The sequence below is a fragment of the Halomonas pelophila genome (genome assembly GCF_040196315.1).
GTDB classification, from domain to species: Bacteria; Pseudomonadota; Gammaproteobacteria; order Pseudomonadales; family Halomonadaceae; genus Halomonas; species Halomonas pelophila.
The window spans coordinates 13,742-38,356 of sequence record NZ_JBEGCI010000009.1 but is presented as its reverse complement, the minus strand read 5'-3'; the positions used below and the strand labels follow the sequence as shown (position 1 = coordinate 38,356).

The window sequence follows — 24,615 nt, the reverse complement described above, 5'->3', positions numbered from 1 at the left end:
CCCATGACCGATATTCACGCCCACAAGATCCTGATCCTCGACTTCGGCTCCCAGTACACCCAGCTGATCGCCCGCCGCGTGCGCGAGATCGGCGTCTACTCCGAGGTTCGTGCCTTCGACATCACCGAGGCCGAGATTCGCGAGTACGCCCCCAACGGCATCATTCTCGCCGGCGGCCCCGAGTCGGTCACCGAGCTGGATTCGCCCCGCGCCCCGCAGTGCGTGTTCGAGATGGGCCTGCCGGTGTTCGGCATCTGCTACGGCATGCAGACCATGGCCGAGCAGCTCGGCGGCCAGGTGGCCGGGTCGAACGTGCGTGAGTTCGGCTACGCCCAGATCCGCCTGGATGCCGAGACCGCGCTGTTCAAGAACATCTCGGATCACATCGATCATGAGACCGGCAACAGCCTGCTCGATGTGTGGATGAGCCACGGCGACAAGGTGGCCGAGGTGCCCGCCGAGTTCACCGTGACCGCCTCCACCCCGAGCTGCCCGATTGCCGCCATGAGCTGGGAGGAGAAGCGCTTCTACGGCGTGCAGTTCCACCCTGAGGTGACTCACACCCTGCAGGGCCAGCGCATCCTCGAGCACTTCGTGCTGGATATCTGCGGCAGCGAGCGCAACTGGACCCCGGCGCAGATCATCGAGGACCAGATCAGTCGCGTGCGTGATCAGGTGGGCGACCGCCACGTGCTGCTCGGCCTCTCCGGCGGCGTGGACTCCTCAGTGGTGGCGGCACTCCTGCACAAGGCCATCGGCGACCAGCTGACCTGCGTGTTCGTCGACAACGGCCTGCTGCGCAAGGCGGAAGGCGACCAAGTGATGGAGACCTTCGCCAAGCACATGGGCGTGAAGGTGATCCGCGTCGACGCCGAGGACCTGTTCCTCAGCAAGCTGAAAGGCGAGGCCGAGCCCGAGGCCAAGCGCAAGATCATCGGCAACACCTTCATCGACGTGTTCGATACCGAGGCCGCCAAGATCGAGGGCGTCGACTTCCTGGCCCAGGGCACCATCTACCCGGACGTGATCGAGTCCGCCGCCGCCAAGACCGGCAAGGCGCACGTGATCAAGTCGCACCACAACGTGGGCGGCCTGCCCGAGACCATGAAGCTCAAGCTCGTCGAGCCGCTGCGCGAGCTGTTCAAGGACGAGGTGCGCAAGCTCGGCGTCGAGCTTGGCCTACCCTACGACATGGTCTACCGTCACCCCTTCCCGGGGCCGGGCCTGGGCGTGCGCATCCTCGGCGAGGTGAAGAAGGAGTACGCCGACATCCTGCGCGAGGCCGACGCCATCTTCATCGAGGAGCTGCACAACGCTGGCTGGTACCACAAGACCAGCCAGGCCTTCGCCGTCTTCCTGCCGGTGAAGTCCGTGGGCGTGGTCGGCGACGGCCGCCGCTACGAGTGGGTGATCGCGCTGCGCGCCGTGGAGACCATCGACTTCATGACTGCTCGCTGGGCGCATCTGCCCTACGAGTTGCTGGAGAAGGTCTCCAACCGCATCATCAACGAGATCACCGGCGTCTCCCGCGTCACCTACGACGTGAGCAGCAAGCCGCCCGCGACGATCGAGTGGGAGTGACCCTTCCTGTCACTTAGTGTGCTGAACGACGAGAACCCGCCCTATGGCGGGTTCTTCGTGTCTGGGCCGCTGGCCGGCGTGGTCCACGGCGAAACCGCACTCGAGGGCCTGAAGATACTGGTGAGAGGGGGGAACGTGCATGTCGGGATACTGAACGATATTGCACCGCGGTGATTAGACTGAAAAGATCATCGCTTCCCTCGACGAATGGACGTGTCCGGCGTGGACAGCCGGCAGTGATGCGATGAATAGGCCTCTCAATCACGATCTCCTCTATACCTTTATCACGGTCATCGATACGGGAAGCTTCACTGCGGCGGCAAAACGCCTCAACTCGACACAGTCGACAGTCAGTCAGCAAATCCTGCGGCTCGAGTCGGCGGTGGGGCAACGCCTGCTGGAGAGGGAGCATCACCATGTCCGGCCGACGGAAGCGGGAGAACAGCTACAGGGGTACGCGAGGAAAATCCTGCGCCTCAATGCCGAGGCGGTGAGCGTATTATCCGGCCATGCCCTCAGCGAGACGCTCCGTCTCGGCCTGCCCGAGGACTTCGCCTCTTCGGTCGCAACTCCCATGCTGGCGAGTTTCATGAGGGAGAATCCGCGCGTCAGGCTGGAAGTCACCAGCGGGTTGAGTCGTGACCTGAAGCGTGCCTACGACCTGGGCGAGTTCGACCTGGTTCTGGTGAAACAACCTCCGGGCGTCGAAGGCACCACGATGCACTGGCCCGAGCCGTTGTGTTGGATCGACAGTGCGTCCTACCCGGTGGTGGACCTGGATCCCCTGCCATTGGTGGCCTTTCCTGCCGATGGTCTCTATCGTCGAGACATGACGGATGCGCTCGACTCCCAAGGGCGCCAGTGGCAGATCGTCTATACCAGTTCCAGCCTGGCCAGCGTCCAGCAAGCCGTGGCCGCGGGCATGGGCGTCAGCCTGCTTCCGCGACGCACCGTGATTTCTGGCCATCGTATCCTGTCCGACGGTTCCGGTTTGCCCGTACCGGCGCCCATGGAAGTCGCCATCCACTACCCGCGGGGGGCTTCGTCATTGACGCGGCGGGTGGCCTCCATGCTGGCGGACCTGGTGGAGCACGGACAGTAGGGAAGCTATCGGCCGTCGAGGGAATGGCAGAGTGGAAGACAGCAGACCACTGTCTTCCATCCTGTCTCAGGCATCGGGGGGCGTTGTCATCCCCGGCGGCTCAGGCTTGATGCACGGTTCCTGCCACCAGACGGCCCTGGTGGAAGGTGGCCACGCGCGGTGAGACACGTGCAACGGTCTCCGCCGAGCAGCTCGCATCCACCAGCATGAACTCTGCGCTGTCGCCTGACCGGGGCCATGCCCGTTGCCCATTGGCATCCAGGGGGAGTATGCCGCCCGTGGCGATCGACATGGCCCGGCTGAGCTGGAATTCATCGATGCCACCGTACAGCTGGGCATAGAGATTGGCCTTGTCCATGACATCTCCGGTGCCAAACGGCGACCAGTGATCCACCACGCTATCCGTGCCGGTCATGACGGAGACGCCTGCCTCATACAGCGTGGGCAGCGGCATTACCAGGCCCGCGATCGGGACCGTCGAGGCAATCGTCACCTGCTGGGCGGCGAACCGGCTCGCCAATTCCTTCACCTCGGCCATGTCCAGGGTACTCAGGGCGAACGCATGGCTGATGGTCAGCTTGCCTTTCAGCGCGGGATTGCTCTCCACCGTGTCCATCATGTAGCGAATGGCCGCCGGGCCAGAGGGGCCGGTCTCGTGCAGGTGGATATCGATCTTGGCATCGTGGTCGATGGCGATCTGGAACATCGCGTCCAGCGATCCCTCCATATCGCCATCCACATTCGTCGGGTCCAGGCCGCCGACATACTGCACGCCCATCTGCATGGCCTCGCGCATCAGGCCATCGACATCGGCGCGCAGCAGACCATGCTGGGGGAAGGCGACGATCTCACAGGAAAATTCATCGCGATGGTTGTCGAGGGCCTGTTGAAGGTGCTCCAGGCTTTTCAGGCCGCTGACCGGGTCGATGTTGCAATGACTTCTGGCGACCGTACTGCCTTTCGACAGCAGCAGCGCAATCAAGGCTTCCGCCCGCTCCCGTGAGGTTGGGAGCAGCTGCGGTATCAGCTTCTCCTCCAGGGCAATCATGTCGCTGATGGTCTTCCCCTGGCGCGATCGAGGAGCTCTCCAGGGGCCACCGTAGAATGTCTTGTCCAGATGGATGTGCATGTCCCGGGTCGCGGGAAGCAGCAGGTGTCCCCGGGCACTGTAGCGGGGCAGCTGTCCATTCGGTTCTTGCCCCACGGCAATGACATCGGTGATCCGTCCGTCCTTGATCTCCAGCGTATGCCTGCCGGTACGGGTGCCGACGACGATATCTCCCTCGTACTCGAATCCTTCCTCGAGGGTGACGTCGGTGAGGTAATAGTGATGCTCAGTAAGTTTGTCTTTTTTGTCAGAGTCTTGGTGGCGGCCTTGAGAGCCCATGCTGGATGCATAGGAGGCACTGGCCATGCCGCCTAGCATACCTGTCATGGCACATGCGCCCGTCAGTTTTCCCGTGGCACCGAGGAAGCCTCTACGGCTGACATTGTTGGAAATCCCCATTGGTTTTCGGCCTTTATGTGGGTGGTAATACCTGGTTATTGGTGTTCTTCCTAGAAGGTAATTTGCGAGCCTATCTTTTCCCATCAATATTTCTGAATGCACCACATTCGATAACCAAATATCTCCACTCCATCGGCCAAGAAAGTCGATTGGTAATATCAGGAGGGTTCCTGCCGTGCTCCTCCGGATGCAGTGATCGCAGTATGTATGGCCTCGGGCATGAGGCCGGTATCCCCCGGGACGACCCATGGACGGCCCCGGTCTTTGAGTGATCGCCTACAGTGAAAGAAACAGTTACAGCCGGGAGGACGCCATGATGTCTCGCCTGTCACGCAGGTTGATGGTCGAAAAATAATCGGGGGACAGACCCCTATTAATACCTTAGCTAGGAGCATTTCACCGTGGGCACGTTCTTAAGGGACTCTGGCCGCGCTGCTGGTGCCGGCCACCCCTCTGTCAACTAGGCGCTGATGAGTCGTTGACGAAGCCTGGGAAGGCGTCGGGCCACCGGCGGCAGGCGGGTCGCCATGATCAGGGCAGATGCTGTGGCGTACAGGGTCCACTCCCCGAGGTCGGCGCGCACTCCCCAGAAGAAGTGCAGGAGTATCAGCCCCAGGATGGGGTAGGAGAGCTTGTGCAGCGGCTTCCATCGCTTGCCGAGCCGGCGCATCGACCAGCGGTTCGAGGTCGCGCCTAGGGCGACAAGGCCGATCAGGGCGAGCAGGCCGACGAGGATGTAGGGGCGCTCGATCAGCTCGCTGCCGAGCATCGCCCAGTCGAGCCCCAGGATGAACAGCGCGTAGCTGAGCAGGTGCAGGCTGGCGTAGGCCAGCGTCCAGAGACCAAGCTGCCGCCGGATCAGCGCAAAGCCCTTCCAGCGGGTGAGCTTGGTGAGCGGCGTCAGGCTCAGGGTGAGCAGCAGCATCCAGAGCCCGCCCAGGCCGATATTCAGCAGCAGGTAGCGCCCCGGCTCGGGGCCGGCGGCGTTGCTGGCGACCTGCCCGCTCCACAGCACCAGGGGCGCCAGTGCCGCCAGGAAGACGCCGGTGCGCCAGAGCTGCCATTTGCGCTGTGCCGTCATCAGAAGTGCTTCCGCAGATCCATGCCCGCGTACAGCTCGGCCACCTCGTCGGCGTAGCCGTTGAACATGCGGGTATCGAGGGTGTTGGGATTGAACAGGCTGTTGGGCAGGCGCCGTTCGGTGGCCTGGCTCCAGCGAGGGTGGTCGACCTCGGGATTGACGTTGGCGTAGAAGCCGTACTCCTCCGGGGCGATCCGCTGCCAGGAGTTGACGGGCTGCTCTTCCACCAGCGAGATGCGCACGATCGACTTGATGCTCTTGAAGCCGTACTTCCACGGCACCACCAGCCGCAGGGGCGCGCCGTTCTGGTTGGGCAGCTCGCGGCCGTACATGCCCAGCGCCAGCAGCGTCAGCGGCTGCATGGCCTCGTCCAGGCGCAGCCCCTCCACGTAGGGCCAGTCGATCAGCGAGAACGAGGAGCGCTGCCCGGGCATCTGCTCGGGGTCGACCAGGGTCTCGAAGCGCACGTAGCGGGCCTTGCTGGTGGGCTCGGCGCGCTTGATGACGTCGGCCAGCGAGATGCCCAGCCAGGGAATCACCATCGACCACGCCTCGACGCAGCGCAGGCGATAGATGCGTTCCTCGAAGTGAGAGGGGCTGGCGAAGTCCTCCAGGTTGAAGCGGCCGCCGTTATTCACTTCGCCGTCGATCACCACGCTCCACGGCTGGGTCTCCAGGCCGTCGGCGTGGCGGGCCGGGTCGGACTTGCCGGTGCCGAACTCGTAGAAGTTGTTGTAGCCGCTGGCGTCGCCGAACGGGGCAATCGCGTCCTTCTCGGGGTCGTCCGGCACGATGGCGCGCGGGCGGGCGGCCCCGAGCTTCGCCTGCAGCCAGGCGGGGGCATCACCGTCGGGCACGTCCGAGTAGTCGGCGCTGGCCTTGGCCCTGCCGGACAGGGCGAGCCCTGCCCCCAAGCCTGCCATGCCGCCCATGAAGCGGCGACGGGAGAGGTAGACGGATTCCGGTGTCACATCGGATTCGCGCAGATCGCTGGGCTTGGCGATTTTTATCAGCATGTGATGCCTCCACTGGCGCCGAACGTTGACGCGGCGAGTTTCCAGCATCGTGACACGCGGGCCTCGTCAAACAGCTGACGGCAAGATGACAGCTTTGTAATGGGGAGCAGAGGCCGGATCCCGTGCTGCGCCTCTCTTGGAGTGGCTACACAGAAAGACACAGCTTTTCCATCGATCACCATGGAGCACTTGGCTTGGGCCAGGATGTGATGGATTTGTGGGCATGCCCCCTTCCATGTGGCGCAATAGGTTTTCCGCTTGGAAGGGGGGATCATTCAGGGCATCGTGGTTGTGAGAGCGTTTTACTCCGCCGCCTGTAGACGATAGATATACTCGGCAACAGCCAGTATTCGGGCACGAATCACGGCCTCCGCATCGTACTCGAAGTCGAAGTATTCTTCCGCGGCTTCAATGCCAAATCGTTGCCCCCAGATGGGCATTTCTCGTGAACCGTGCGCCTGCACGTCGGCCGTTCCCTCGATGGTTTCGTAGACACGCGCCATGGGGAAGACGTTGTCGTTCCTCTGAGCCAGCGTGGTGAGATCGGGAACCCGTGTTTCGAGGACTTCCGCAAAGGGTCCGTTGCCCTTGCCTTCCTTGCCGTGACATACGGCACAGTTGTTGAGATATTCCTGTTTGCCGACATCCACCTTTTCTTCTTGGGCGTGAGCAGTTATCCAGAAGGAAAAGCTCATCACGATGGCCGTCAAGCAGGTGCCGACTTTATGGGTGTACATGGCGGTTCCTCTATATTGTTATTTGCTGGTTTTTGATTGAGGTGTGACAAGCCTAGTGACAGAGCCTCATGCAGTTATCGTTGGATTTTCAGTGTATTAGTTACATTTATAGTTGGTGAGGGCGGGGCGTGCAAATAAAGTTTTAGCGGTGGGGTTTGCGTATTTATTAAGATTAATGTGTTTGATTTATATTCGATATGTTGCCGTGCGTTGGCATAGTCTATGTGATTGTTAATCAGCTTCTTTCAAAACTTGATAGTCGGAAGGGTCGCGAATATGTCGCCTTTTCCGATTAATGGTCTGATGATTTTCAGGCGTAAGATTTAAGGGGGTGTCGCTATTTTCTCGGCGAGATCTGACGCCATAGTGTGGCGATTTTAATACCGGAGATGAGAAACGATCTTCCCTGCTTGCCGGTCGAGCCGTGGTCATGGGGCAGTGGCTGCGCTCGAGTGTAGCCGGGTCTGGTGGCGGAGACCTGCTGTACAGGTATCGCGTGGAATCGTCACCCCGACAGGGTGGGTTCCTTCAGCGTTCGGCTGACTCCGGTGTCCTGGGGTGATCGGCAATCCACTCGGGGCGCGAGGAGCCTGGAGTGGCCGCGGCGCCTAGTCCTTCGTCGAGTGGCTACACTGAAAGACACAGTGACAGCCGGGAGGACGCCATGAGCAATCGTCTGTTACGCGGGTTGATGGCCGGGTTCACGGCCACCCTGGTCATCTCGTTGATCCTGATTCTGCGCCTGGCGGCGGGAATCATCCCCTGGTACGACCCCATCGAAGTCATGAACCTGGCCGCTCAGGACCTGCTCGGCACGCCGGACAGCCATATGCTGGCCTGGGGCATCCATTTCGCCGTGGGTACGCTGATCTGGGGGCTGCTGTTCGCGCTGCTGGTGCCCTACCTACCCGGCCGCACCCCCACGCGGCGGGGCCTGGAGTTCGGCGTAGGCAGCTGGCTGGTGGTGATGGTCACGGTCTTTCCCCTGGCGGGCTCCGGCTTCTTTGGCCTGGGCCTCGGGCTGGTGGCACCGCTCTCCATGCTGATCGCCCACCTCGTCTTCGGGGCGGTGATCGGGGCCGTCTACGGCTGGGGGAAGGGCGTGGTCTAGCCTCGGAGAGGCAGCACTGAGGGGTAGGCGCTGCTATCACTGCCTGACCGCGTTAGGACCGTGGCGGCGGGGCGGGCGGTTTTATGCCTGCCTGAGCCTCGCGCGCGGTTACCAGTGAACTGCCACGCAGTTTCTGCCTTCGTGCTTGGCCTGGTACATGGCGGCATCGGCGCGCTGGGTCACGGCCTGAATGTTCGCATCGCCCGGACGAAAGCGGGTGACGCCGATACTCACCGTGAAGTGGAAGGGGAGCTCTTGCGCGTCGATCGAGGCCTCGGCGATCTGGCGCTGCAGGCGCCAGGCGACGCTCTCGGCCTCCTCGGGGGCCATGTCGGGCATGATCACCATGAACTCCTCCCCGCCGGTGCGGCAGGGCAGGTCGCTGGGGCGCAGGTTGTCTTTTAGGGTGTTCGCCAAGAGCTTCAGGCCCTTGTCGCCTTCGGCGTGCCCCAGGCTGTCGTTGATGGCCTTAAAGCGGTCGATGTCGATCATCAGCAGGGCCGCCTCGATCTCCTCGCGCTCGACCGATCGGGCGACCTCGCCGGCGGCGTCGTCGAAGGAGCGGCGGTTGGCCAGCCCGGTCAAGGGGTCGGTGCTGGCCTGACGGGCCCAGTAGGCCTGCTGGCGTTTCTGCCGGGTGACGTCGCGATATGCCCAGAGGTGGCCGTGGTACTCATCGGCGACGAACAGCGGCGTATAGCTGCGCTCGAGGAAGCGGCCGCCCTTCATGGTCAGCAGGTCGCGGGTCTGCTTGCGCCCCTCCACGACGAGCTCCTCGATGCGCGCCACGAAGGCGTCCGGTTCCGTGAAGTACTCCTTGACGGAGTGGGCCGCCTCCCGACAGTTCAGCTCTGCGAGGCTCTCGGGAGACGCATCGAGCCCGAAGAGGTCGCAGAAGGCCTGGTTGGCCACGATGACCCGGCGATGCTCGTCCTCGAGCAGCAGCCCCAGTTCCAGCCCCTCGATGACCACTTCGAGCTGACGCCGGGAGACGAGCTGCGCGGCCTCCAGCGTCTTGCGCGAGGTGATGTCGAGTTCGCCCATCACGATCATCGGCCGTCCCGTCTGGGGATCGGTGGCGCGGCACAGGTCGACATGATGCCAGCGCTCGCCGCCGTTGATCTGCATGATCGCGTCCAGCGAGCAGCGTGGCTCGTCCTCCAGCTGCGGGAGGAGCCGCTCGGCAAGGGCGTGGTCGGTGAAACAGGCGTGGAAGGAGGCGAGCCCCTGGCGCGCCTCGAGGGCGGCCGGGTTGCGCACCAGCAGGCGCCCCTGGCCATCGAACACGGAGACCATCATCGGCGAGTGCCTGACGGCCTCGAGGGCGCGCAGGCTGGAGGCATCCTGGGAGATGGCGCTATCGACCCCCTCCACCAGCATGCCGCTGCACCCATCACGCATCACCACACGGCTGCAGCGACAGTGCAACGAGACGGCCTGGCCCCCAGGGTAGAAGCTCCAGTGTTCGTCGATGACCTCGCCGCTCGCCAGGCGCGGGAGATAATCCGCCAGGCGGCGCCGCGTCGTCTCGCTCATCGTCGAGGTGAAGTCACGGGCGTAGAGGCCCTGGGGCGTGTCCGCCTCCCAGAACCTCAGCGCCGCGGCATTGGCATAGCGCATCCTTTCCTGCTCGATATCGAAGATCCAGACGGGGGTCTGGAGCCGATCGAGCAGGGCGTCGTCGCCGAAAGTGGCCGCGTGGGGCGCGTCGTGGAAGAGGGTCATGAGAGCGGAAGGCCCCTGGAGGTTGCCGTGAGTCTCCGCCATAGACAGTCCATCATCGCGGATCTTGTTTGATTAGCTAACGATGACATTACCATCGAATGATCGACGCAGCAGCCACCCCACGCCGCCGCTAACGCGACCCTGATCAACGTTATGGCGATCGCTGCCCCGAGTGACGTTCGTCGCGTTGCCGGGCCGAGCCAGCCGCGAGCGGCTAGGCTTTCAGGGCGCGCGGCGGAGGACATGACGATGCTCAAGGCTGTACTGCTCGATATCAGTGGGGTGTTGACCGAGGATGGCGAGGCCCTGCCCGGCGCCGTGGAGGCGGTGGCGCGGCTCACGGCGAGCGGGCTGGCGCTGCGCTTTCTCACCAACACCTCGCGCAAGACCTCGGCGGCGGTCTGCGAGGAGCTCGAGCGCCTCGGCTTCGACGTGGCGCCGGAGCAGGTCTTCACCGCGCCCGGGGCGATCCGGCGCCATCTCGAGCGTCATCGGCTGACGCCCTACCTGCTGATCCACGAGAACCTCGAGCCGGAGTTCGCCGACCTGCCCGGGGACGCGCCCAACGCCGTGGTGCTCGGCGATGCCGGGCAGCGCCTGGACTACGCCCACCTCGACGAGGCCTTCCGGCTGCTGCTGGAGGGCGCGCCGCTGCTGGCCGTGGGCACCAATCGCTACTTTCGCGAGAAAGGCACCCTGCATCTGGACGCGGGCCCCTTCGTGCGTGCCCTGGAGTATGCCGCCGGCACCGAGGCCCGTATTCTCGGCAAGCCCTCGGGCGACTTCTTCCGCGCCGTGCTCGAGGAGGCCGGGGTGGAACCCCATGAGGCGCTGATGGTGGGCGACGACGTGGAGTGCGACGTGCTCGCCGCCATGCAGGTCGGCCTGGCGGCGTGCCTGGTGCGCTCCGGCAAGTATCGCCAGGGCGACGAGGCCCAGGCGCCCGAGGCCCGCTGCGAGGCCAGCCTGGCCGCGCTGGTCGAGGCGCTGCTGGATACGCCCTGATCTCCCTCGCCGCAGGTTGATAGCAGGCTAACGCGTCCCCATATCGACACTCAGCACACGATTCGCCACCGAGGAGGGCCCATGAGCCAAGGCAACGATTACACTCCGCCGAAGGTCTGGAGCTGGGAGAAGGCCAGCGGCGGCACCTTCGCCAGCATCAATCGCCCGGTCGCCGGGCCCACCCACGAGCAGGCGCTGTCGGTCGGGGAGCACCCCTTCCAGCTCTACTCCATGGGTACGCCCAACGGCGTGAAGGTCACGGTGATGTTCGAGGAGCTGCTGGCGCTCGGTCACCAGGAGGCCGAGTACGACGCCTGGCTGATCCGCATCGGCGAGGGCGACCAGTTCGGCAGCGGCTTCGTCGAGATCAATCCCAACTCGAAGATCCCGGCGCTGGTCGATCGCAGCGGCGACGAGCCGGTGCGGGTGTTCGAGTCCGGCGCCATCCTGCTGTATCTGGCCGAGCGCTTCGGCGAGTTCCTGCCGAGCGAGCACGGCGCGCGCACCGAGACCCTCAACTGGCTGTTCTGGCAGATGGGTAGTGCGCCCTTCCTGGGCGGCGGCTTCGGCCACTTCTACGCCTACGCGCCCGAGCCGCTGCAGTACCCCATCGATCGCTACGCCATGGAGGTCAAGCGCCAGCTCGACGTGCTGGACCGCCGCCTGGCCGAGACGCGCTACCTGGCCGGCGACACCTACACCATCGCCGATATCGCCAACTGGGCCTGGTATGGCCAGCTCGCGCTGGGCCGGATCTACGGCGCTGGCGAGTTTCTGCAGGTGCAGGAGTACGAACACGTGCAGCGCTGGGCCAAGGAGATCGACGCCCGCCCGGCGGTGCAGCGCGGACGCATGGTCAACCGCACCTTCGGCGAGCCGTCCATGCAGCTGCATGAGCGCCACGACGCCAGCGACTTCGAGTACAAGACGCAGGACGTTATAAGCTCTTAATCTTCTGGTCGTTGCACACCGTGCGCCGTGGGCCTAAGGTCCGCGGCGCTTTTCCTTTTTGACGAGGTCCCTATGTCGACGCTCCTGACACCCCTGTGGCACGGCTATCGCGATGCCTCGCTGATCCTGCGCGTGAGCATCGCCCTGGTGCTGGGCGTGGTGGTCGGCCTGGTCGGCGGGCCCACGGTGGCCGACTGGCTGGCTCCGCTGGGCGAGCTGCTGATGCGGCTGTTGAAGTTCATCATCCTGCCCATCGTGCTGTTTACCCTGATGGCCGGGATCAACCAGGGCCGGGCCGGCAGCCTCGGGCGGATCGGCCGCAAGGTGTTTCTTTTCTACCTGGCCACCTCGGCGCTGGCCATCGCCGTGGGCCTCGCCGTCGCCAGCCTGCTGTCGCCGGGGGAGGGCATGTCGCTGGCCGGGGCCGGCTCGGTGTCGGTGCCCGATAACCCCGGCATTCTCTCGGTGGTGCTCGGCATCGTGCCGAACAACATCGTCGCCGCCTTCGCCGAGCAGGACCTGCTGGGCATCATCTTCGTCGCGCTGGTGTTTGGCCTGGCCGTGGCGAAGATGCGCCAGTCCGAGTCCCAGGCGGAGCTCGGTGAGAAGCTCTATGGGCTGATCGAGGCGCTCAACGCCGCCACGCTTCGGGTGATGGGCGGCATCCTGCACGTCGTGCCGGTCGGGGTCTTCGCCATCGTGGTCGGCACCGTCGCCGAACAGGGCCTTTCGACCCTGCTGTCGCTGGGCGACATGGTGGTGGTGCTCTACATTGCGCTGGGCGTGCAGCTGCTGGTCTATCTTGGCCTGCTCAAGGGCTTCGGCGTGCCGGCGCGGGCGTTTTTTCGCGAGGCGCGCACGCCCATGGCCACCGCCTTCGCCACCCAGAGCAGCTCCGGCACCCTGCCGCTGACCCTGGACGCCGCGAGCCGCCTGGGCCTGCCGCGCAGCCTCTACGGCTTCAGCCTGCCGCTGGGCGCGACGCTGAACATGGACGGGGCGGCGATCCGCATCGCCATCTCGGCGGTGTTCGCCGCCAACGTGATGGGCGCGCCGCTGGACTGGTCGAGCATGCTGCAGATCGTGGTGGTGGGCACGCTGATCTCGGTGGGCACCGCCGGGGTGCCGGGCGCCGGCATCGTGATGATCGCCACGGTGTTCTCCCAGGTCGGCCTGCCCATCGAGGCCGTGGCGCTGCTCACCGCCATCGATGCGCTGGTCGGCATGGGCTGCACGGCGCTCAACGTCACCGGCGATCTCGTCGGCACCGCCGTGATCGGCCGCAGCGAGGGCGAGCGTATCGCCTCTCGCGCCGAGCCGCAGACCGTGGCCGCCGCTGGCCAGGGTGACGTGTCATGAGCAGCACTCCCTTCGAGGCGCTGGCCTGTCCGCTGGACGGCGAGGCGCTAGAGCGCCGCGATGGCACCTGGCGCTGCGCCGCCGGGCACAGTTTCGATATCGCCCGCCAGGGCTATGTGCATCTGCTGCCGGTGCAGCAGAAGCGCTCCCGCGATCCCGGCGACAGCAAGGCGATGGTCGCGGCGCGTCAGCGCTTCCTCGAGGCCGGCTACTATCGGCCGGTCGCCGACGCGGTCGGCCGCGCCGTGCTGGAGGGGGCGGGACCGGGCATGCTGAGCTGCCTCGATGCCGGCTGCGGCGAGGGTTACTACCTGCGCGAGCTGGCCCGCACTTGTGAAGAAAGCTGTGACGAGGAGCCCGAGGGATCGGGCGACGCGGCAAGCGATGCGACGCCGTCGCTGGCGCTGCTGGGCCTGGATATCTCCAAGTGGGCGGTGCTCGCCGCCGCCCGGCAGGGCAAGCAGGCGGGCGTGTCGGCGAGCTGGGTGGTGGGCAGCAACGCCCACCTGCCCGTGCAGACGGGCACGCTGGATCGGCTGCTGTGCCTGTTCGGCTTCCCGGTGGCCGCGGAGTTCGCTCGGGTGATGAGGCCCGGTGGGGTGCTGCTGATGGCCGAGGCCGGGCCGGATCACCTGCGCGAGCTGCGCGAGATCATCTATCCCGAGCTGAAGCCCGAGCGCACGGAACGGCCCCCGGCGCCGGGGGGCTTCACGCGCCTCGATACCGAGACGGTGCGCTACCCCCTCGAGCTCGAGGGCACCGCGCCCATCGCCGACCTGCTGGCGATGACCCCGCACCTCTATCGCGCCAGCGTCGAGGGCCGGGAGCGGGCGGCGGCGCTGGAGCGGCTCACCGTCACCGTGGAGGTGCGCCTGACGCGCTTCGTGCGCGGTGCCAGTGAGGCGCCCGGCTCGTCTCCCGATGCCTCTGACGCGTCACCTGAGCAGGCGCCCGATGCCGGCGATCCGAGGCCGTGACGCCCATCGCGGATCAGGCCGCCCTCGAGGCCACCCTGGCCGCGCGTCCGGCGGTGCTGGTGCTCTACGGCGGCCGGGCCTGTGGCGTCTGTCAGGCCATCAAGCCCCGGCTGGCGGCGATGCTGGCCGCCGAGTTTCCCCGCCTGGAGGCCCTCTACGTCGATTGCCAGGGCGAGGCCTCGGCGCTGTGCGCCCAACAGCGCGTCTTCTCGCTGCCGGTGGTCGAGCTGTGGTTCGAGGGGCAGCGGTTCGACACCTTCGTGCGGGCCTTCTCGCTCGCCGAGGTGCGTCGCGCCCTCCAGCGCCCCTATGCGGCGCGGTTCGCGGCGCACGACTAGAGCGCTGGCGTCTGTGCTCGGAGTCGATAGCCGGATCGATAACCGGGATCGATAGCCAGGGCCGATCGGGCACATCGAGGCCGCGGGGTTTTCGCCGGTCGCGGTCGGTGACTATCTTGGCAGGTAGCGTCGATTCGCCGATCGAGGAGCCCGTGCCCATGAACAAGCCCGTGATAGCCGCCAACTCGCCCGCGACCGTGACCCTGACCAAAGGCAAGGAGTACGCGTTCTGCCGCTGCGGACGCTCGGCCAAACAGCCATTCTGCGATGGTTCCCACGCCGGCACGGGTTTCACGCCCCTGAGCTTCGTGGCCGAACAGGACGGCGAGGCCACCCTGTGTCGCTGCAAGCACACCGCCGATGCCCCCTACTGCGACGGGACCCATGCGCGCTTCAGCGATGACCAGGTGGGGCAGGAAGGCCCCGAAGACGAAGGCGGCGAGTCGGACGAAGCGAAAGAGTCCGACCAGGCGCCCAAGGCCAAGGCCACCGAGGAGGAGCCCACGGTGGCCTTCATCCATCGGCTGGCCCGCGAGGGGCTCGAGCAGATGGGTCACCACGGTCCGATCGCCGCCATGGGCGTGCCGCGCCATACCCTGCCGCACTGGGACGACCTGCAGATCATGGCGGCCCAGCTGGCGACCCAGCCGCTCGGGGAGGAGGCCGAGGTCGCCACCGAACTGGTCATCGGCCCCGAGGCCAAGAAGCCGCTGACGCTTGCCATGCCGCTACTGGTCTCGGACATGAGCTTCGGCGCCCTCTCCGAGGAGGCCAAGATCGCCCTGGCCCGCGGGGCCGAGCGGGCCGGCACCGGCATCTGTTCAGGCGAAGGGGGCATGCTGCCCGAGGAGCAGCAGGAGAACTCGCGCTACTTCTTCGAACTCGCCAGCGCCAAGTTCGGCTACGATGAGGCGCTGCTCGAGAGGGTCCAGGCCTTCCACTTCAAGGGCGGGCAGGGCGCCAAGACCGGCACCGGCGGCTTCCTGCCGGGCAACAAGAACACCGCCAGGATCGCCGAGGTGCGCGGCATCCCGGAGGGCGAGCCGGCCGAATCGCCGCCGACCTTCGAGGACCTGCACTCGGTCGCCGACTTCCGCCACTTTGCCGATCGGGTGCGCGAGCTCAGCGGCGGCATCCCGATCGGCTTCAAGCTCAGCGCCAACCATATCGAACGGGACATCCAGTTCGCGCTCGACGCCGGCGCCGACTACCTCATCCTCGACGGTCGCGGCGGCGCCACCGGGGCGGCCCCGACGCTCTTTCGCGACCACATCAGCGTGCCCACCATTCCGGCCCTGGCGCGGGCCCGGCGCCACCTCGACGAGCAGGGCGCCAGCGGCCGCGTCACTCTGATCGTCACCGGCGGACTGCGGGTGCCGAGCGACTTCGTCAAGGCCATGGCGCTCGGCGCCGACGGCATCGCCATCGCCAACAGCGCCATCCAGTCGATCGGCTGCGTGGCCGCCCGGATCTGCAATACCAACAACTGTCCTGCCGGCATCGCTACCCAGCGCCAGGACCTGCGCCAGCGGCTCAACGTCGACAAGTCCGCCCGCCAGCTGCAGACCTTCCTCGAGGCCTCCGTCTCGCTGATGCAGGTGCTGGCGCGGGCCTGCGGTCACCACCGCCTGGATCAGTTCAATCGCGAGGACCTCGCTACCTGGCAGCGCGAGATGGCCCTGCTCAGCGGGGTGCGCTTTGCCGGGGTGATGGATCCGCGCGGCTGAGGCGGAGCTTCTGCCCGCGTGGTGAACGACGGGCCCCTCGTCCATACCCGTGTCTGCGCCATGCAGCTGGCGAGGATATGGCTGGCGTCTTGGGTGGTCATGGGGGAGGGCTCTCGGCAAGCCGGGTGAGGCCCCTCAGAGGCTGGGCGAGCTTTCTCCTCGTGGTGGGAGCCGGGCAGGCCGGCTATCGTCAAGGCAGCGGATCGGGTTTCCCGATCCTCGCCGTCATGGCCCGGGGATCCGGGCTCGGAGGCCGCCTCTTGGAGCGCATCCGGCATATCCATTCCATCACCCGGCGCCTGATCATCATGACCACGGTGGCGGTCGCCGTGCTCGGGGTGATCTTCGCGCTGACCTTCTACCAGAACCAGCGCTTCCTGGTGACCTGGGCGGTGCCCCTGTGCGTCATCATCGGCGGGTTCGTCAGTATCCAGCAGCGCCTCAACAAGGTCACGGAAGAGGAGCTCGTGCTGCTGGATGCCTCCTGGTTCCAGATCCTGCTGGTGCCCATCTTCGGCGGGGTGTTCGCCCTGGTGCTCTACCTGCTGTTCCTGTCCGGCATCGTCGCGGGCGATCTCTTTCCCGCCTTCTCGTTCCCCACGCGGGAGGATATACCGGAGGGAGAGGACTTCATGTTGCGCATCTTCCGTGACACCTATCCGAGCTCGGGACCGGATCTCGCCAAGCTGCTGTTCTGGTCCTTCGTGGCGGGCTTCACCGAGCGTTTCGTGCCCCAGTTGATCAGCAAGGTCACCTCCCGGGTATCGGAGGAGGACGAACGGGACGACGCGGCGGATCGCTGAACGCTCAGCGCCAGCCCATCCGCCAGGTGGCGTCGTCCTTGAGGGCCTGCCAGGGCAGGGTGGTCTCGCGGTGGGTGTAGACCGCCTCGAGGACCACCTCGACCACGGTCTCCTCCTCGTCGCGCACGAGCTTCGTCACCAGGAAGTGCTTCTCCTTGTGACTCGGCTGCACGGCGGTCCACTTGCTATGGTGGAGCTTCTCGGGGTTGATGGCGTTCATGGCCGTCTCCTCGGGGCAGGGGGCGAGCATAGCGGAAAGGGGAGTGTCTCAAGGATTCCAGCCCGGGTGGGCCAAAGCAACGGGGGCGCCGGCCTGGCCGGCGCCCCCGTGGCGCGTCGAGGTCGGGCGGTACGGATCAGAGCCTGACCAGCATCTTGCCGCGGTTGGCGCCCTCGAACAGCTTGAGGAAGGCGTCCGGGGTGCGCTCGAGGCCATCCTCGATGGTCTCCTCGTAGTCGATCTGGCCGTTCTCGACCTGCGGGCCGACCTCCTCGAGGAACTGCGGGTAGTGGTCCCAGTGATCGAAGACGATGAAGCCCTGCATGCGGGCGCGGCGAATCAGGATCATCGCCAGGTTGCCCGGCCCGGCGCTCGGGGTGTCCTCGTTGTAGCGGGCGATCATGCCGCACACGGCGATGCGCGCGCCGACCCTCAGGGTGTTCAGCGCCGCCTCCAGGCAGGTGCCGCCGACGTTCTCGTAGTAGACGTCGAAGCCCTCGGGGCAGGCCTCGTTGAGGGCCGCGGTGAGCTGGGCGGCATTCTTGCCCTTGTAGCTGACGGCCTTGACGCCACGCGCCTCGAGCCAGTCGAGCTTCTCCTGGGAGCCGGCGATGCCGACCACGGTGCCGCCCTTGGCCTTGGCCAGCTGCACGGCCAGCGAGCCCACCGCGCCGGCGGCGCCGCTGACCAGCACGTTGTCGCCTTCCTGCATCTCGGCGATGCGGTTGAGGCCGGTCCAGGCGGTCATGCCCGGCATGCCGAGCACGCCCAGGTAGGCCTGTTCCGGCACCTCGAAGGCGGGCAGGGTCTCCAGCTGATCAGCGGGCAGCTGGGCGATGTCGCGCCAGCCGTCCATGTGGCGCACCTTGGTACCCACCGGGAAGCTCGCATCACGGGATTCAATGACCTCGCCGATGGCCGCGCCTCCCAGCGGCGCGTTCAGTTCGAACGGCTCGATGTAGGTGGTCACGCCGTTCATGCGGCCGCGCATGTAGGGGTCTACCGAGAGCCAGCTGTTATGGACGCGTACCTCGCCCTCGGCGAGGGCGGGCAGCGCCTGCTCATGCAGCTCGAACAGCTCGCGGGCCGGCGTGCCCTGGGGATGATCGTTGATGGTGAAGAAGCGGGATTGCATCGTGCGACTCCTGTCGGTGTGCGGGGGTACGTGTCGTACTAGACGACCAGTCTAATTCAGAACGTCGGGCGCGCCAAGCCGTATGCGACTCGCGTCGCGATCGCGCTGGGATAGCATCGCGTGACCCACCGTCGGCGGGCGATGCGGCACGGGAGAGTCAGGTAAATCCTGGCGCAACGGGCCGGCTCGACTAGCCTGAGGTGGCCGCGCCCGAGCCGGGCGTCGGCCACCTCGCTGGGAAGGCGCACAACATGCTGGAGAGCTATATCACTGGAGTGGCGCTGAACGGTGGACTGATCGCCTCCATCGGTGCCCAGAACGCCTATCTGCTCGGCCAGGCGATCCGGCGACAGCACCACTGGTGGTCGGCGGGGCTGTGCATCGGCAGTGACGTGCTGCTGCTCGGCGCCGGGATGTTCGGGATCAGCGCCATGCTGCTGGCCCTGCCCCTGACCATGGAGGTGATGCGCTGGCTGGGGGTGGCGTTTCTCGCCGTGCTCGGCGCCCAGGCCCTGTGGCGAGCGATCAGCGGCAATGATCGGCTGGTCTCGACGCAGGCCAGGATGCGCAGCCGTCGCCAGGTGCTGCTGGCGACGGCCGCGGTCACCCTGGTCAATCCCCAGGTCTATCTGGAGACCCTGCTGGTCATCCCCTCGGTGGGTATCCATCTCAAGAGCGCCACGGTCTTCATGCTGGGGGCCGTCACCGCATCGGTCGCCTGGTTCGCGCTGCTGGCCTGGGGCGGCGCCCGGCTCTCCCACTGGCTGTGCCGACCGGTGGCGTGGCGCGCCATCGAGACCGTGACCGGCATCATGATGGTGGGCATCGCCGTGCACCTGGCTCGCGAGTCGCGTTTTTTTGACTAGCGGCGGCCGGTGGACGAGCGGGGGGCTTCGACCAGGCGCGGCGCTTCGAAACGAAAACACCCCATCCGGCGAGAGCCGAATGGGGTGCGGTGAGCGCAGCACCGTGCTCATGGCCTCAGCGTTGAGGCTGTTCCTCGAAGAGTTCCGCCTTGGCATCGCGCATGACGTTCTCGCAGGCGGCCTGATGGGCGAGCTGGATCAGCAGGCCCTGGGTCACGGCGAAGCCCTTCTCCAGGCAGGTATCGACGTCCTCGCGGCTCACTTCGGGGGTCACGTTGCAGTCAATCTTCAGCGTTCTACCACCGCCATCCAGCCGATCGGCGAAGGCCCTGAAGCGCCAGGCCATTCGCTGTTTCCAGCTGGCGGATTCTTCCATGCCCTCGTTGACGCTAAACGTGCACTGCCATTCAGGTTTGTAGACCTTCATAGAACCTCCCGTGCTGGCTGGAAAGAATGATCGATCGTGTCTGCTGCTCCCTGCGGTGAAAAGTGTTGCTCGATCATCATACAGGCTTTCGCTCGACTGACCATCGCTGCCGCCATGGGAGACACCGAACGGTCGGGGCCTCGGGGCGGTTGGCGTCGGGGCTCACTCGAGCTGGGGCTCACTCGAGCCGTGACTCACTCGAGCTGGATCTTGCTCAGCACCCTGGTCAGCTGCTCCAGTACCTCGCCGCTGTGTCGCCAGAAGTGCCAGAAAAGCGGGACGGACAGCGCCCGCTCCGGGGCGATGCTGGCCAGCCGGCCTTCCGTCACCAGCGGCGCCACCTGCATGCGCGGCATCATGCCGTAGCCCATGCCGGCGAGCGTCAGGCTCACGAAGCCCTCCGACGAGGGGCAGAGGTGGTAGGGAAAGCGGCCATGGTAGCCGCAGCTCGCCAGGAAACGGTGCTGCAGCTGGTCATGGGGGCCGTAGACGATGGCCGGGGCGCGGCGGAAGGCTTCGGCCGTCGGCCCGTCCGGGAAGTGGCGGGCGAGGTAGGCCGGGGTGGCGTAGGGGTGGTAGACCATGGTGCCCAGCGGCACGCAGCGGGCCCCGGCGATGGGACGGTCGCTGGCGCAGAGGCAGGCCGCCACCTCCCCGTCGCGCAGCCGCTTGAGCCCCACGTCCTGATCCTCGACCACCAGGTCCAGCAGCAGGCCCTTGGCCCGGCAGAAGTCGCCCACGGCCTCGGCCCACCAGGTGGCCAGGCTATCGGCATTGAGGGCGATGCGCAGGCGCGGCGCGGCCTCCTCCAGGGTCGGCAGCGTCGTGCGCAGGTCGCGCTCCAGCAGCTGCACCTGCTGGACATGGTTGAGCAGCCGCTGGCCCGCGGGGGTAGGGGCGAGCCGTGGGTGGCGGATCAGCACCGGCTGTCCCAGGCGGACCTCCAGCGCCTTGATTCGCTGGGAGACCGCCGACTGCGAGAGGCCCAGCTGTTCGCCGGCGCGCTCGAAGCCGCCGCACTCGATCACCGTGGCCAGCGCCTGGAGCAGCTTGTAGTCCAGCATCGGCCCTCCTTCGGGTACTCGTGAGAGACGTTCGGTATAAGTAAAACTGATGTGATATTAACAGGATGATTTTCCGGCATGTCGAGGCGTCGCTATGCTGGCCCCTCTCGATGGGAACCAGGAGGGGGAAACGCGATGCTGGAGAGCTATCTCACCGGGCTTGTGGTGTGCGGCGGCATCATCGTCGCCATCGGCGCGCAGAATGCCTACGTGCTGGGAGTGGCCGTGCGCCGTGAGCATCACTGGTGGTCGGCGGGGCTCTGCATGAGCACCGATGCGCTGCTGCTCATGGCCGGGATGTTCGGCGTCAGCGCGGTGCTTTTGAGCATGCCGAGTGCGCTGGAGGCGCTGCGCTGGCTGGGCGTGGTCTTTCTCGCCTGGCTGGCGGCCCAGGCCTTCTTCCGCGCCGCCAGCGGCCGTCAGGGGCTCTCCGTCGGCGGGGCGGGCGAGAGTAGCCCGAGGCGCGTGCTGCTCGCCACCCTCGCGGTCACCCTGCTCAATCCCCAGGTCTACCTGGATACCCTGCTGCTGATTCCTTCCATCGGTGCCCAGCAGCAGAGCGCCGCCACCTTCGTGGCCGGGGCGGTCACCGCTTCGATCCTCTGGTTCAGCTTGCTGGCCTGGGGCGGTGCGGCGCTCTCGCCCTGGCTCTCCCGGCCGCTGGCCTGGCGGGCGATCGACGGCACCATCGGCGTGATGATGGCGGTCATCGCCGTGCACCTGGCCATCAATTCCCCCGCGACGGTCTGAGCGAGGCCGCCTGGCCTAGCCTTGCTGGGTGAGGCTCTCGTCCTCGGCGTCCTGGGATTCCAGGGGAAGCCACTCCACCGCGGCGCTGATCACGTCCAGGTAGTTGCGGATCCGCTGCACGTAGTGCACCGGCTCGTAGCCCCGGGCATAGCCGTAGCGGGTCTGGGGGTAGTAGCGCTTGTCGGCCTTGAGCGGCAGCACCTCTCGCATGTCGGCCCAGGAGTCCGGGTCCTTGCCGAGCTCGCGGGCCAGCTGCCGGGCGTCCAGCAGGTGGCCGCGGCCGATGTTGTAGCTGGCCAGTGCCAGGTAGGTGCGGTCCGGTTCGGGGATGGTGTCGGGCAGCCGGTCATGCCGGTCGGCCAGATAGCGGGCGCCGCCGTCGATGGCCTCGGCCGGATCCAGGCGATTGGCGACACCCAGTGACTTGGCGGTGTTCTGGGTCAGCATCATGATGCCGCGCACCCCGGTGGGGGAGACGGCGCGCGGATCCCAGTGCGACTCCTGGTAGGCCAGGGCGGCGAGCAGATCGGCGGGCATGCCGGTCTCCTCGGCGGCGGAGAAGAAGTGGGTCAGCAGCGAGGGCAGGCGATCCTCGATGCGCCGGTTCAGGGCCCGCAGGTCGACGAAGTCGAAATCGCCGATGTAGTCGTAGTAGCGGTGCTGCATCGTCTCGACGCTGGCCTCGCCCTCGGGGCTTGCCATCCACTCCCGGGCCTGCGCGGCGAGGGCCTGGTGCCCGGCGGGCAGGTACCAGCCCAGCCGATCGCCACGGGTCAGGTTCAGGGCGACCTCCAGATGCGGGAAGTGGCGGCGCACCACCTGCACGATGTTGGAGTCGGCCAGGGTGCAGTCGATCTGTCGCTCGGCCACCGCGGCCAGCAGCATCTCGGTGGTACGCGGATCCTCCGCGTAGGTGATTCCGGTGTGATCGTTGGAGAGGCTCTCGAGCCGTTCCGTGTAGCTGGAGTCCGCCGTGACGCGGATCTCGACGTCGGCCATCTCCTCCACCTCGCGGGGCATCGGGCGCATCTCGCGATGGCACACCAGCTGCTCGACGACGTCGGTGTGGGTCGGCCCCTGGCGGAAGCGCTCGTCACGCGAGGGCAGGTGAGTCAGGCCGGCGGCGGCCAGGTCGACCGTGTCGCCCTCCAGGGCCTGGAGCACCTCGGCGGTGGAGCCCAGCGGTACCCACTCGACCCGCCAGCCGTTGGCCTCGGCGAAGCCTTCGACCAGGTCGTGTTCGGGGCCGGCCGGCTCCTGACGGCGGTCGAGGTAGTAGGTGGTGGCGGCGTTGCGGGTGGCCACCCTGAGCGTCTCACCGGGTTCGGGCGGCGCGAGCTCACCCTGGCCGCAGGCCTGGAGCAAGGCCAGCGGCAGGAGAGCGATCAGCAGGCGGAACCTGGGCATGGGCGATAACTCCTGATCGGCGAAGCGAAACCATAAGATGAGTAATAGCTTAACAGCCTCGTCGCGGCGTCCGGCCGGGGCGAGTCAACGCAGCGTGGCAGGCGCTGGCCACCACCGCGCCGCCAGCGCCGCGGCGACGGCCAGCGGCGCCAGCCAGGCGCCGGGCTCGCCGAGGGTCTCCAGGGTGAGCCCGCTCTGCAGGCACCAGAGCGCGGGAAGGGCCAGCAGCGCCCAGGCGCGACGGGCCGGTTCGGCCATGGCCATCACGCCCAGCGTGGCGATGGCGAGCGGGTCGGGGGTGAGCCCGAGGATCTCGGCGCCGGCGAAGCCGCGTCCCGCCGCCGGGGCGACCAGCGGATGCAGGAGCAGGGCATAGGCGAACAGCCCGATGCCGAGGCCTCGCGGCACGCTCCACCGTCGCGGCAGGTGGAGCCCTGCGCGCAGCGTGCCCAGGCCCGCCAGCAGCAGCGCCTGGAGGCCGAACAGCGGGGCGACATAGGCCATGCCCCAGTGGATCGGGGCGTAGCGCTGCCACAGGAAGGCCCAGGCGACGAAGGCCCAGGCCACGGCCAGCAGCATGAGGAGCAGGCGAGTGCCCTGCGGGCCGGGACGCAGCAGGACCGCCAGGGCGACGACACCCAGCGCCAGGGCGAGCGGCTGGGCGGGCCACAGCGCCTGGTTGTGCAGCTCGAACAGCCGCGCGTAGACCCGCGGCGAGACCATCAGCAGGTCCTCGGGGCGATAGGTCCACCAGGCGCTGGTGCCCATGTCCTAGAGTCCCCGGACGTGCTCGGCCATGCGCCGGCGCATCGCCTCGTCGGGCAGCGGCTCGCGGGCGGCCGCGAGATTCTCGCGCACATGCTCGACCCGGGTGGTGGCGGGGATGGCGCAGGTGATCGCCGGGTGGGAGATGATGAACTTGAGGATGAACTGCGCCCAGCTCTCGGCCCCGATCTCGGCGGCCCAGGGCGGCAGCGGCGTGCCCGCCAGGCGCCGGATCAGGCGCTTGCGCTGGAAGGGGCGGTTGGCGATCACGCCGATGCCGCGCTCCCGGGCCAGCGGCAGCAGGCGCTGTTCGGCCTCGCGGTCGACGATGTTGTAGGTGAGCTGGACGCTGTCCAGCGGCACGCGGCGCATGATGTGCTCGACCTCGTCGTGGCGGCGCCCGTGGGAGGTGGTGATGCCGAGGTGTCGCACCTCGCCGGCCGCCTGCATCGCCTGCAGGGTCTCGAGGTGCCCTTCCCAGCCCCGCAGGTTGTGGACCTGCAGCAGGTCGAAGCGCGGCACTCCCCAGGCCTGGCGGGAGGCCTCGATCTGCGCCGGCCCCTCGTCGCGACTCGAGGTCCAGACCTTGTCGGCGGCGTAGACGCGCTCGACGGCCTCGAGTCGCTTCAGGGCGTGGCCGATCGTCGCCTGGGACGTGCCGTACATCGGCGAGGAGTCGATCAGGCGCCCTCCCGCGGCGAAGAAGGCCGCCATGACCGCGGTGCACGCTTCGAGCAGCAGCGGATCGTCGCCGACGTTGAAGGTGATCCAGCTGCCGAGGCCGACCCTCGGCAGCGCCACGTCGGTGCCGGGCAGCGTGCGGGTCAGTGGCTCTGCCGACTGCGCCAGGGCGCCGGCGCCGGGCAGCGCCGAAGCGGCCGCCGCGGCGAACAGGCCGCGCAGCAGCCGGCGGCGGGACAGGGGGAGGCGAGGCGGATGCGGCAGGGCCATGGGGCGCTCC

General features: G+C 66.8%; 24 protein-coding genes. 12 read left to right on the top strand and 12 right to left on the bottom strand.

Annotated features, from left to right (window positions below; translation table 11 throughout):
• Positions 1 to 3 precede the first annotated feature (3 nt).
• Together guaA and ABE957_RS11225 are read left to right on the top strand one after the other, a co-directional pair.
• Positions 4 to 1,581 carry a glutamine-hydrolyzing GMP synthase gene (gene guaA / locus ABE957_RS11230; protein WP_349758786.1) on the top strand — a complete coding sequence of 526 codons (1,578 nt, stop codon included), beginning with the start codon at positions 4 to 6 and terminating at the stop codon, positions 1,579 to 1,581.
• A gap of 244 nt (positions 1,582 to 1,825) precedes the next feature.
• Positions 1,826 to 2,683 carry a LysR family transcriptional regulator gene (locus ABE957_RS11225; protein WP_349758785.1) on the top strand — a complete coding sequence of 286 codons (858 nt, stop codon included), beginning with the start codon at positions 1,826 to 1,828 and terminating at the stop codon, positions 2,681 to 2,683.
• Between the two features lie 100 nt (positions 2,684 to 2,783).
• Here the strand turns inward: ABE957_RS11225 and ABE957_RS11220 are convergent, their stop codons facing one another.
• The 4 genes from ABE957_RS11220 to ABE957_RS11205 all read right to left on the bottom strand — a co-directional run bounded on the left by ABE957_RS11220 (position 2,784) and on the right by ABE957_RS11205 (position 7,024).
• The gene (locus ABE957_RS11220) at positions 2,784 to 4,190 is read right to left on the bottom strand and encodes an amidohydrolase family protein (protein ID WP_349758784.1); all 1,407 of its coding nucleotides are present in this window, start codon (positions 4,188 to 4,190) and stop codon (positions 2,784 to 2,786) included.
• A gap of 460 nt (positions 4,191 to 4,650) precedes the next feature.
• On the bottom strand, positions 4,651 to 5,271 hold the full coding sequence (gene msrQ, locus ABE957_RS11215; protein WP_349758783.1) for a protein-methionine-sulfoxide reductase heme-binding subunit MsrQ: 621 nt from the start codon (positions 5,269 to 5,271) through the stop codon (positions 4,651 to 4,653).
• Positions 5,271 to 6,287, bottom strand: a complete 1,017-nt coding sequence (msrP, locus tag ABE957_RS11210; protein ID WP_349758782.1) for a protein-methionine-sulfoxide reductase catalytic subunit MsrP — start codon at positions 6,285 to 6,287, stop codon at positions 5,271 to 5,273. Before msrP ends, msrQ begins: the two co-directional genes overlap by 1 nt.
• A 302-nt stretch (positions 6,288 to 6,589) precedes the next feature.
• Positions 6,590 to 7,024 (bottom strand): c-type cytochrome, encoded by a 435-nt coding sequence (locus ABE957_RS11205; protein ID WP_349758781.1) that lies wholly within the window; start codon positions 7,022 to 7,024, stop codon positions 6,590 to 6,592.
• A 664-nt stretch (positions 7,025 to 7,688) separates the two neighbouring features.
• Here ABE957_RS11205 and ABE957_RS11200 point away from each other — a divergent pair.
• A complete protein-coding gene (locus ABE957_RS11200; RefSeq protein ID WP_349758780.1) occupies positions 7,689 to 8,135 on the top strand; it encodes a DUF6789 family protein in 447 nt (148 codons plus the stop codon).
• Positions 8,136 to 8,243: 108 nt separating this feature from the next.
• Here the strand turns inward: ABE957_RS11200 and ABE957_RS11195 are convergent, their stop codons facing one another.
• A complete protein-coding gene (locus tag ABE957_RS11195) occupies positions 8,244 to 9,860 on the bottom strand; it encodes a sensor domain-containing diguanylate cyclase (RefSeq protein WP_349758779.1) in 1,617 nt (538 codons plus the stop codon).
• Positions 9,861 to 10,109: 249 nt separating this feature from the next.
• On the opposite strand from ABE957_RS11195, the gene ABE957_RS11190 reads away from it, so the two are divergent.
• The 7 genes from ABE957_RS11190 (at position 10,110) to ABE957_RS11160 (ending at position 17,020) form a co-directional block, all read left to right on the top strand.
• Entirely contained in the window at positions 10,110 to 10,865 is a 756-nt protein-coding gene (locus ABE957_RS11190) for a TIGR01458 family HAD-type hydrolase (RefSeq protein WP_349758778.1), read from the top strand.
• A gap of 81 nt (positions 10,866 to 10,946) precedes the next feature.
• A complete protein-coding gene (gene yghU / locus ABE957_RS11185; protein WP_349758777.1) occupies positions 10,947 to 11,816 on the top strand; it encodes a glutathione-dependent disulfide-bond oxidoreductase in 870 nt (289 codons plus the stop codon).
• Positions 11,817 to 11,888: 72 nt separating this feature from the next.
• Positions 11,889 to 13,175, top strand: coding sequence for a dicarboxylate/amino acid:cation symporter (locus ABE957_RS11180; RefSeq protein WP_349758776.1), 1,287 nt, complete (start codon positions 11,889 to 11,891; stop codon positions 13,173 to 13,175).
• On the top strand, positions 13,172 to 14,152 hold the full coding sequence (locus ABE957_RS11175; RefSeq protein ID WP_349758775.1) for a putative RNA methyltransferase: 981 nt from the start codon (positions 13,172 to 13,174) through the stop codon (positions 14,150 to 14,152). The genes ABE957_RS11180 and ABE957_RS11175 overlap by 4 nt, the downstream gene beginning before the upstream one ends.
• On the top strand, positions 14,149 to 14,490 hold the full coding sequence (locus ABE957_RS11170) for a thioredoxin family protein (protein ID WP_349758774.1): 342 nt from the start codon (positions 14,149 to 14,151) through the stop codon (positions 14,488 to 14,490). Before ABE957_RS11175 ends, ABE957_RS11170 begins: the two co-directional genes overlap by 4 nt.
• A gap of 158 nt (positions 14,491 to 14,648) precedes the next feature.
• The gene (locus ABE957_RS11165; protein WP_349758773.1) at positions 14,649 to 16,217 is read left to right on the top strand and encodes a glutamate synthase-related protein; all 1,569 of its coding nucleotides are present in this window, start codon (positions 14,649 to 14,651) and stop codon (positions 16,215 to 16,217) included.
• A gap of 260 nt (positions 16,218 to 16,477) precedes the next feature.
• On the top strand, positions 16,478 to 17,020 hold the full coding sequence (locus ABE957_RS11160; protein ID WP_349758772.1) for a hypothetical protein: 543 nt from the start codon (positions 16,478 to 16,480) through the stop codon (positions 17,018 to 17,020).
• Positions 17,021 to 17,024: 4 nt separating this feature from the next.
• On the opposite strand, the gene ABE957_RS11155 is transcribed toward ABE957_RS11160, so the two are convergent.
• Positions 17,025 to 17,240 carry a TIGR02450 family Trp-rich protein gene (locus ABE957_RS11155; protein ID WP_349758771.1) on the bottom strand — a complete coding sequence of 72 codons (216 nt, stop codon included), beginning with the start codon at positions 17,238 to 17,240 and terminating at the stop codon, positions 17,025 to 17,027.
• Between the two features lie 136 nt (positions 17,241 to 17,376).
• A complete protein-coding gene (locus ABE957_RS11150) occupies positions 17,377 to 18,375 on the bottom strand; it encodes an NADP-dependent oxidoreductase (protein WP_349758770.1) in 999 nt (332 codons plus the stop codon).
• Positions 18,376 to 18,626: 251 nt separating this feature from the next.
• On the opposite strand from ABE957_RS11150, the gene ABE957_RS11145 reads away from it, so the two are divergent.
• Complete coding sequence (locus ABE957_RS11145) at positions 18,627 to 19,241, top strand: LysE/ArgO family amino acid transporter (protein WP_349758769.1); 615 nt, start codon at positions 18,627 to 18,629, stop codon at positions 19,239 to 19,241.
• A 115-nt stretch (positions 19,242 to 19,356) separates the two neighbouring features.
• Here ABE957_RS11145 and ABE957_RS11140 read toward each other — a convergent pair whose 3' ends face one another.
• Both ABE957_RS11140 and ABE957_RS11135 read right to left on the bottom strand, forming a co-directional pair.
• Positions 19,357 to 19,668 carry a hypothetical protein gene (locus ABE957_RS11140; protein ID WP_349758768.1) on the bottom strand — a complete coding sequence of 104 codons (312 nt, stop codon included), beginning with the start codon at positions 19,666 to 19,668 and terminating at the stop codon, positions 19,357 to 19,359.
• 194 nt (positions 19,669 to 19,862) lie between these two features.
• Entirely contained in the window at positions 19,863 to 20,732 is an 870-nt protein-coding gene (locus tag ABE957_RS11135) for a LysR family transcriptional regulator ArgP (protein WP_349758767.1), read from the bottom strand.
• A gap of 135 nt (positions 20,733 to 20,867) precedes the next feature.
• Here ABE957_RS11135 and ABE957_RS11130 point away from each other — a divergent pair, with 135 nt between their 5' ends.
• Positions 20,868 to 21,482, top strand: coding sequence for a LysE/ArgO family amino acid transporter (locus ABE957_RS11130; protein ID WP_349758766.1), 615 nt, complete (start codon positions 20,868 to 20,870; stop codon positions 21,480 to 21,482).
• A 15-nt stretch (positions 21,483 to 21,497) separates the two neighbouring features.
• Here the strand turns inward: ABE957_RS11130 and mltF are convergent, their stop codons facing one another.
• The 3 genes from mltF to ABE957_RS11115 all read right to left on the bottom strand — a co-directional run bounded on the left by mltF (position 21,498) and on the right by ABE957_RS11115 (position 24,605).
• Positions 21,498 to 22,889: a membrane-bound lytic murein transglycosylase MltF gene (gene mltF, locus ABE957_RS11125; protein ID WP_349758765.1), complete on the bottom strand. Its 1,392-nt coding sequence runs from the start codon at positions 22,887 to 22,889 to the stop codon at positions 21,498 to 21,500.
• Positions 22,890 to 22,973: 84 nt separating this feature from the next.
• Positions 22,974 to 23,657 carry a DUF6064 family protein gene (locus ABE957_RS11120; RefSeq protein ID WP_349758764.1) on the bottom strand — a complete coding sequence of 228 codons (684 nt, stop codon included), beginning with the start codon at positions 23,655 to 23,657 and terminating at the stop codon, positions 22,974 to 22,976.
• Between the two features lie 3 nt (positions 23,658 to 23,660).
• Complete coding sequence (locus ABE957_RS11115; protein WP_349758763.1) at positions 23,661 to 24,605, bottom strand: aldo/keto reductase; 945 nt, start codon at positions 24,603 to 24,605, stop codon at positions 23,661 to 23,663.
• Between the last annotated feature and the right edge of the window lie 10 nt (positions 24,606 to 24,615).

Coding starts and splice junctions, on each gene's coding strand:
- ABE957_RS11195 (WP_349758779.1), bottom strand. CDS start 9,860: ATGACCCTCTTCCACGACGCGCCCCACGCGGCCACTTTCGGCGACGAC.
- ABE957_RS11180 (WP_349758776.1), top strand. CDS start 11,889: ATGTCGACGCTCCTGACACCCCTGTGGCACGGCTATCGCGATGCCTCG.
- ABE957_RS11225 (WP_349758785.1), top strand. CDS start 1,826: ATGAATAGGCCTCTCAATCACGATCTCCTCTATACCTTTATCACGGTC.
- yghU (WP_349758777.1), top strand. CDS start 10,947: ATGAGCCAAGGCAACGATTACACTCCGCCGAAGGTCTGGAGCTGGGAG.
- ABE957_RS11135 (WP_349758767.1), bottom strand. CDS start 20,732: ATGCTGGACTACAAGCTGCTCCAGGCGCTGGCCACGGTGATCGAGTGC.
- msrQ (WP_349758783.1), bottom strand. CDS start 5,271: ATGACGGCACAGCGCAAATGGCAGCTCTGGCGCACCGGCGTCTTCCTG.
- ABE957_RS11140 (WP_349758768.1), bottom strand. CDS start 19,668: ATGAAGGTCTACAAACCTGAATGGCAGTGCACGTTTAGCGTCAACGAG.
- ABE957_RS11200 (WP_349758780.1), top strand. CDS start 7,689: ATGAGCAATCGTCTGTTACGCGGGTTGATGGCCGGGTTCACGGCCACC.
- ABE957_RS11130 (WP_349758766.1), top strand. CDS start 20,868: ATGCTGGAGAGCTATCTCACCGGGCTTGTGGTGTGCGGCGGCATCATC.
- ABE957_RS11150 (WP_349758770.1), bottom strand. CDS start 18,375: ATGCAATCCCGCTTCTTCACCATCAACGATCATCCCCAGGGCACGCCG.
- ABE957_RS11145 (WP_349758769.1), top strand. CDS start 18,627: ATGCTGGAGAGCTATATCACTGGAGTGGCGCTGAACGGTGGACTGATC.
- ABE957_RS11205 (WP_349758781.1), bottom strand. CDS start 7,024: ATGTACACCCATAAAGTCGGCACCTGCTTGACGGCCATCGTGATGAGC.
- ABE957_RS11165 (WP_349758773.1), top strand. CDS start 14,649: ATGAACAAGCCCGTGATAGCCGCCAACTCGCCCGCGACCGTGACCCTG.
- msrP (WP_349758782.1), bottom strand. CDS start 6,287: ATGCTGATAAAAATCGCCAAGCCCAGCGATCTGCGCGAATCCGATGTG.
- mltF (WP_349758765.1), bottom strand. CDS start 22,889: ATGCCCAGGTTCCGCCTGCTGATCGCTCTCCTGCCGCTGGCCTTGCTC.
- ABE957_RS11155 (WP_349758771.1), bottom strand. CDS start 17,240: ATGAACGCCATCAACCCCGAGAAGCTCCACCATAGCAAGTGGACCGCC.
- ABE957_RS11115 (WP_349758763.1), bottom strand. CDS start 24,605: ATGGCCCTGCCGCATCCGCCTCGCCTCCCCCTGTCCCGCCGCCGGCTG.
- guaA (WP_349758786.1), top strand. CDS start 4: ATGACCGATATTCACGCCCACAAGATCCTGATCCTCGACTTCGGCTCC.
- ABE957_RS11190 (WP_349758778.1), top strand. CDS start 10,110: ATGCTCAAGGCTGTACTGCTCGATATCAGTGGGGTGTTGACCGAGGAT.
- ABE957_RS11220 (WP_349758784.1), bottom strand. CDS start 4,190: ATGGGGATTTCCAACAATGTCAGCCGTAGAGGCTTCCTCGGTGCCACG.
- ABE957_RS11175 (WP_349758775.1), top strand. CDS start 13,172: ATGAGCAGCACTCCCTTCGAGGCGCTGGCCTGTCCGCTGGACGGCGAG.
- ABE957_RS11120 (WP_349758764.1), bottom strand. CDS start 23,657: ATGGGCACCAGCGCCTGGTGGACCTATCGCCCCGAGGACCTGCTGATG.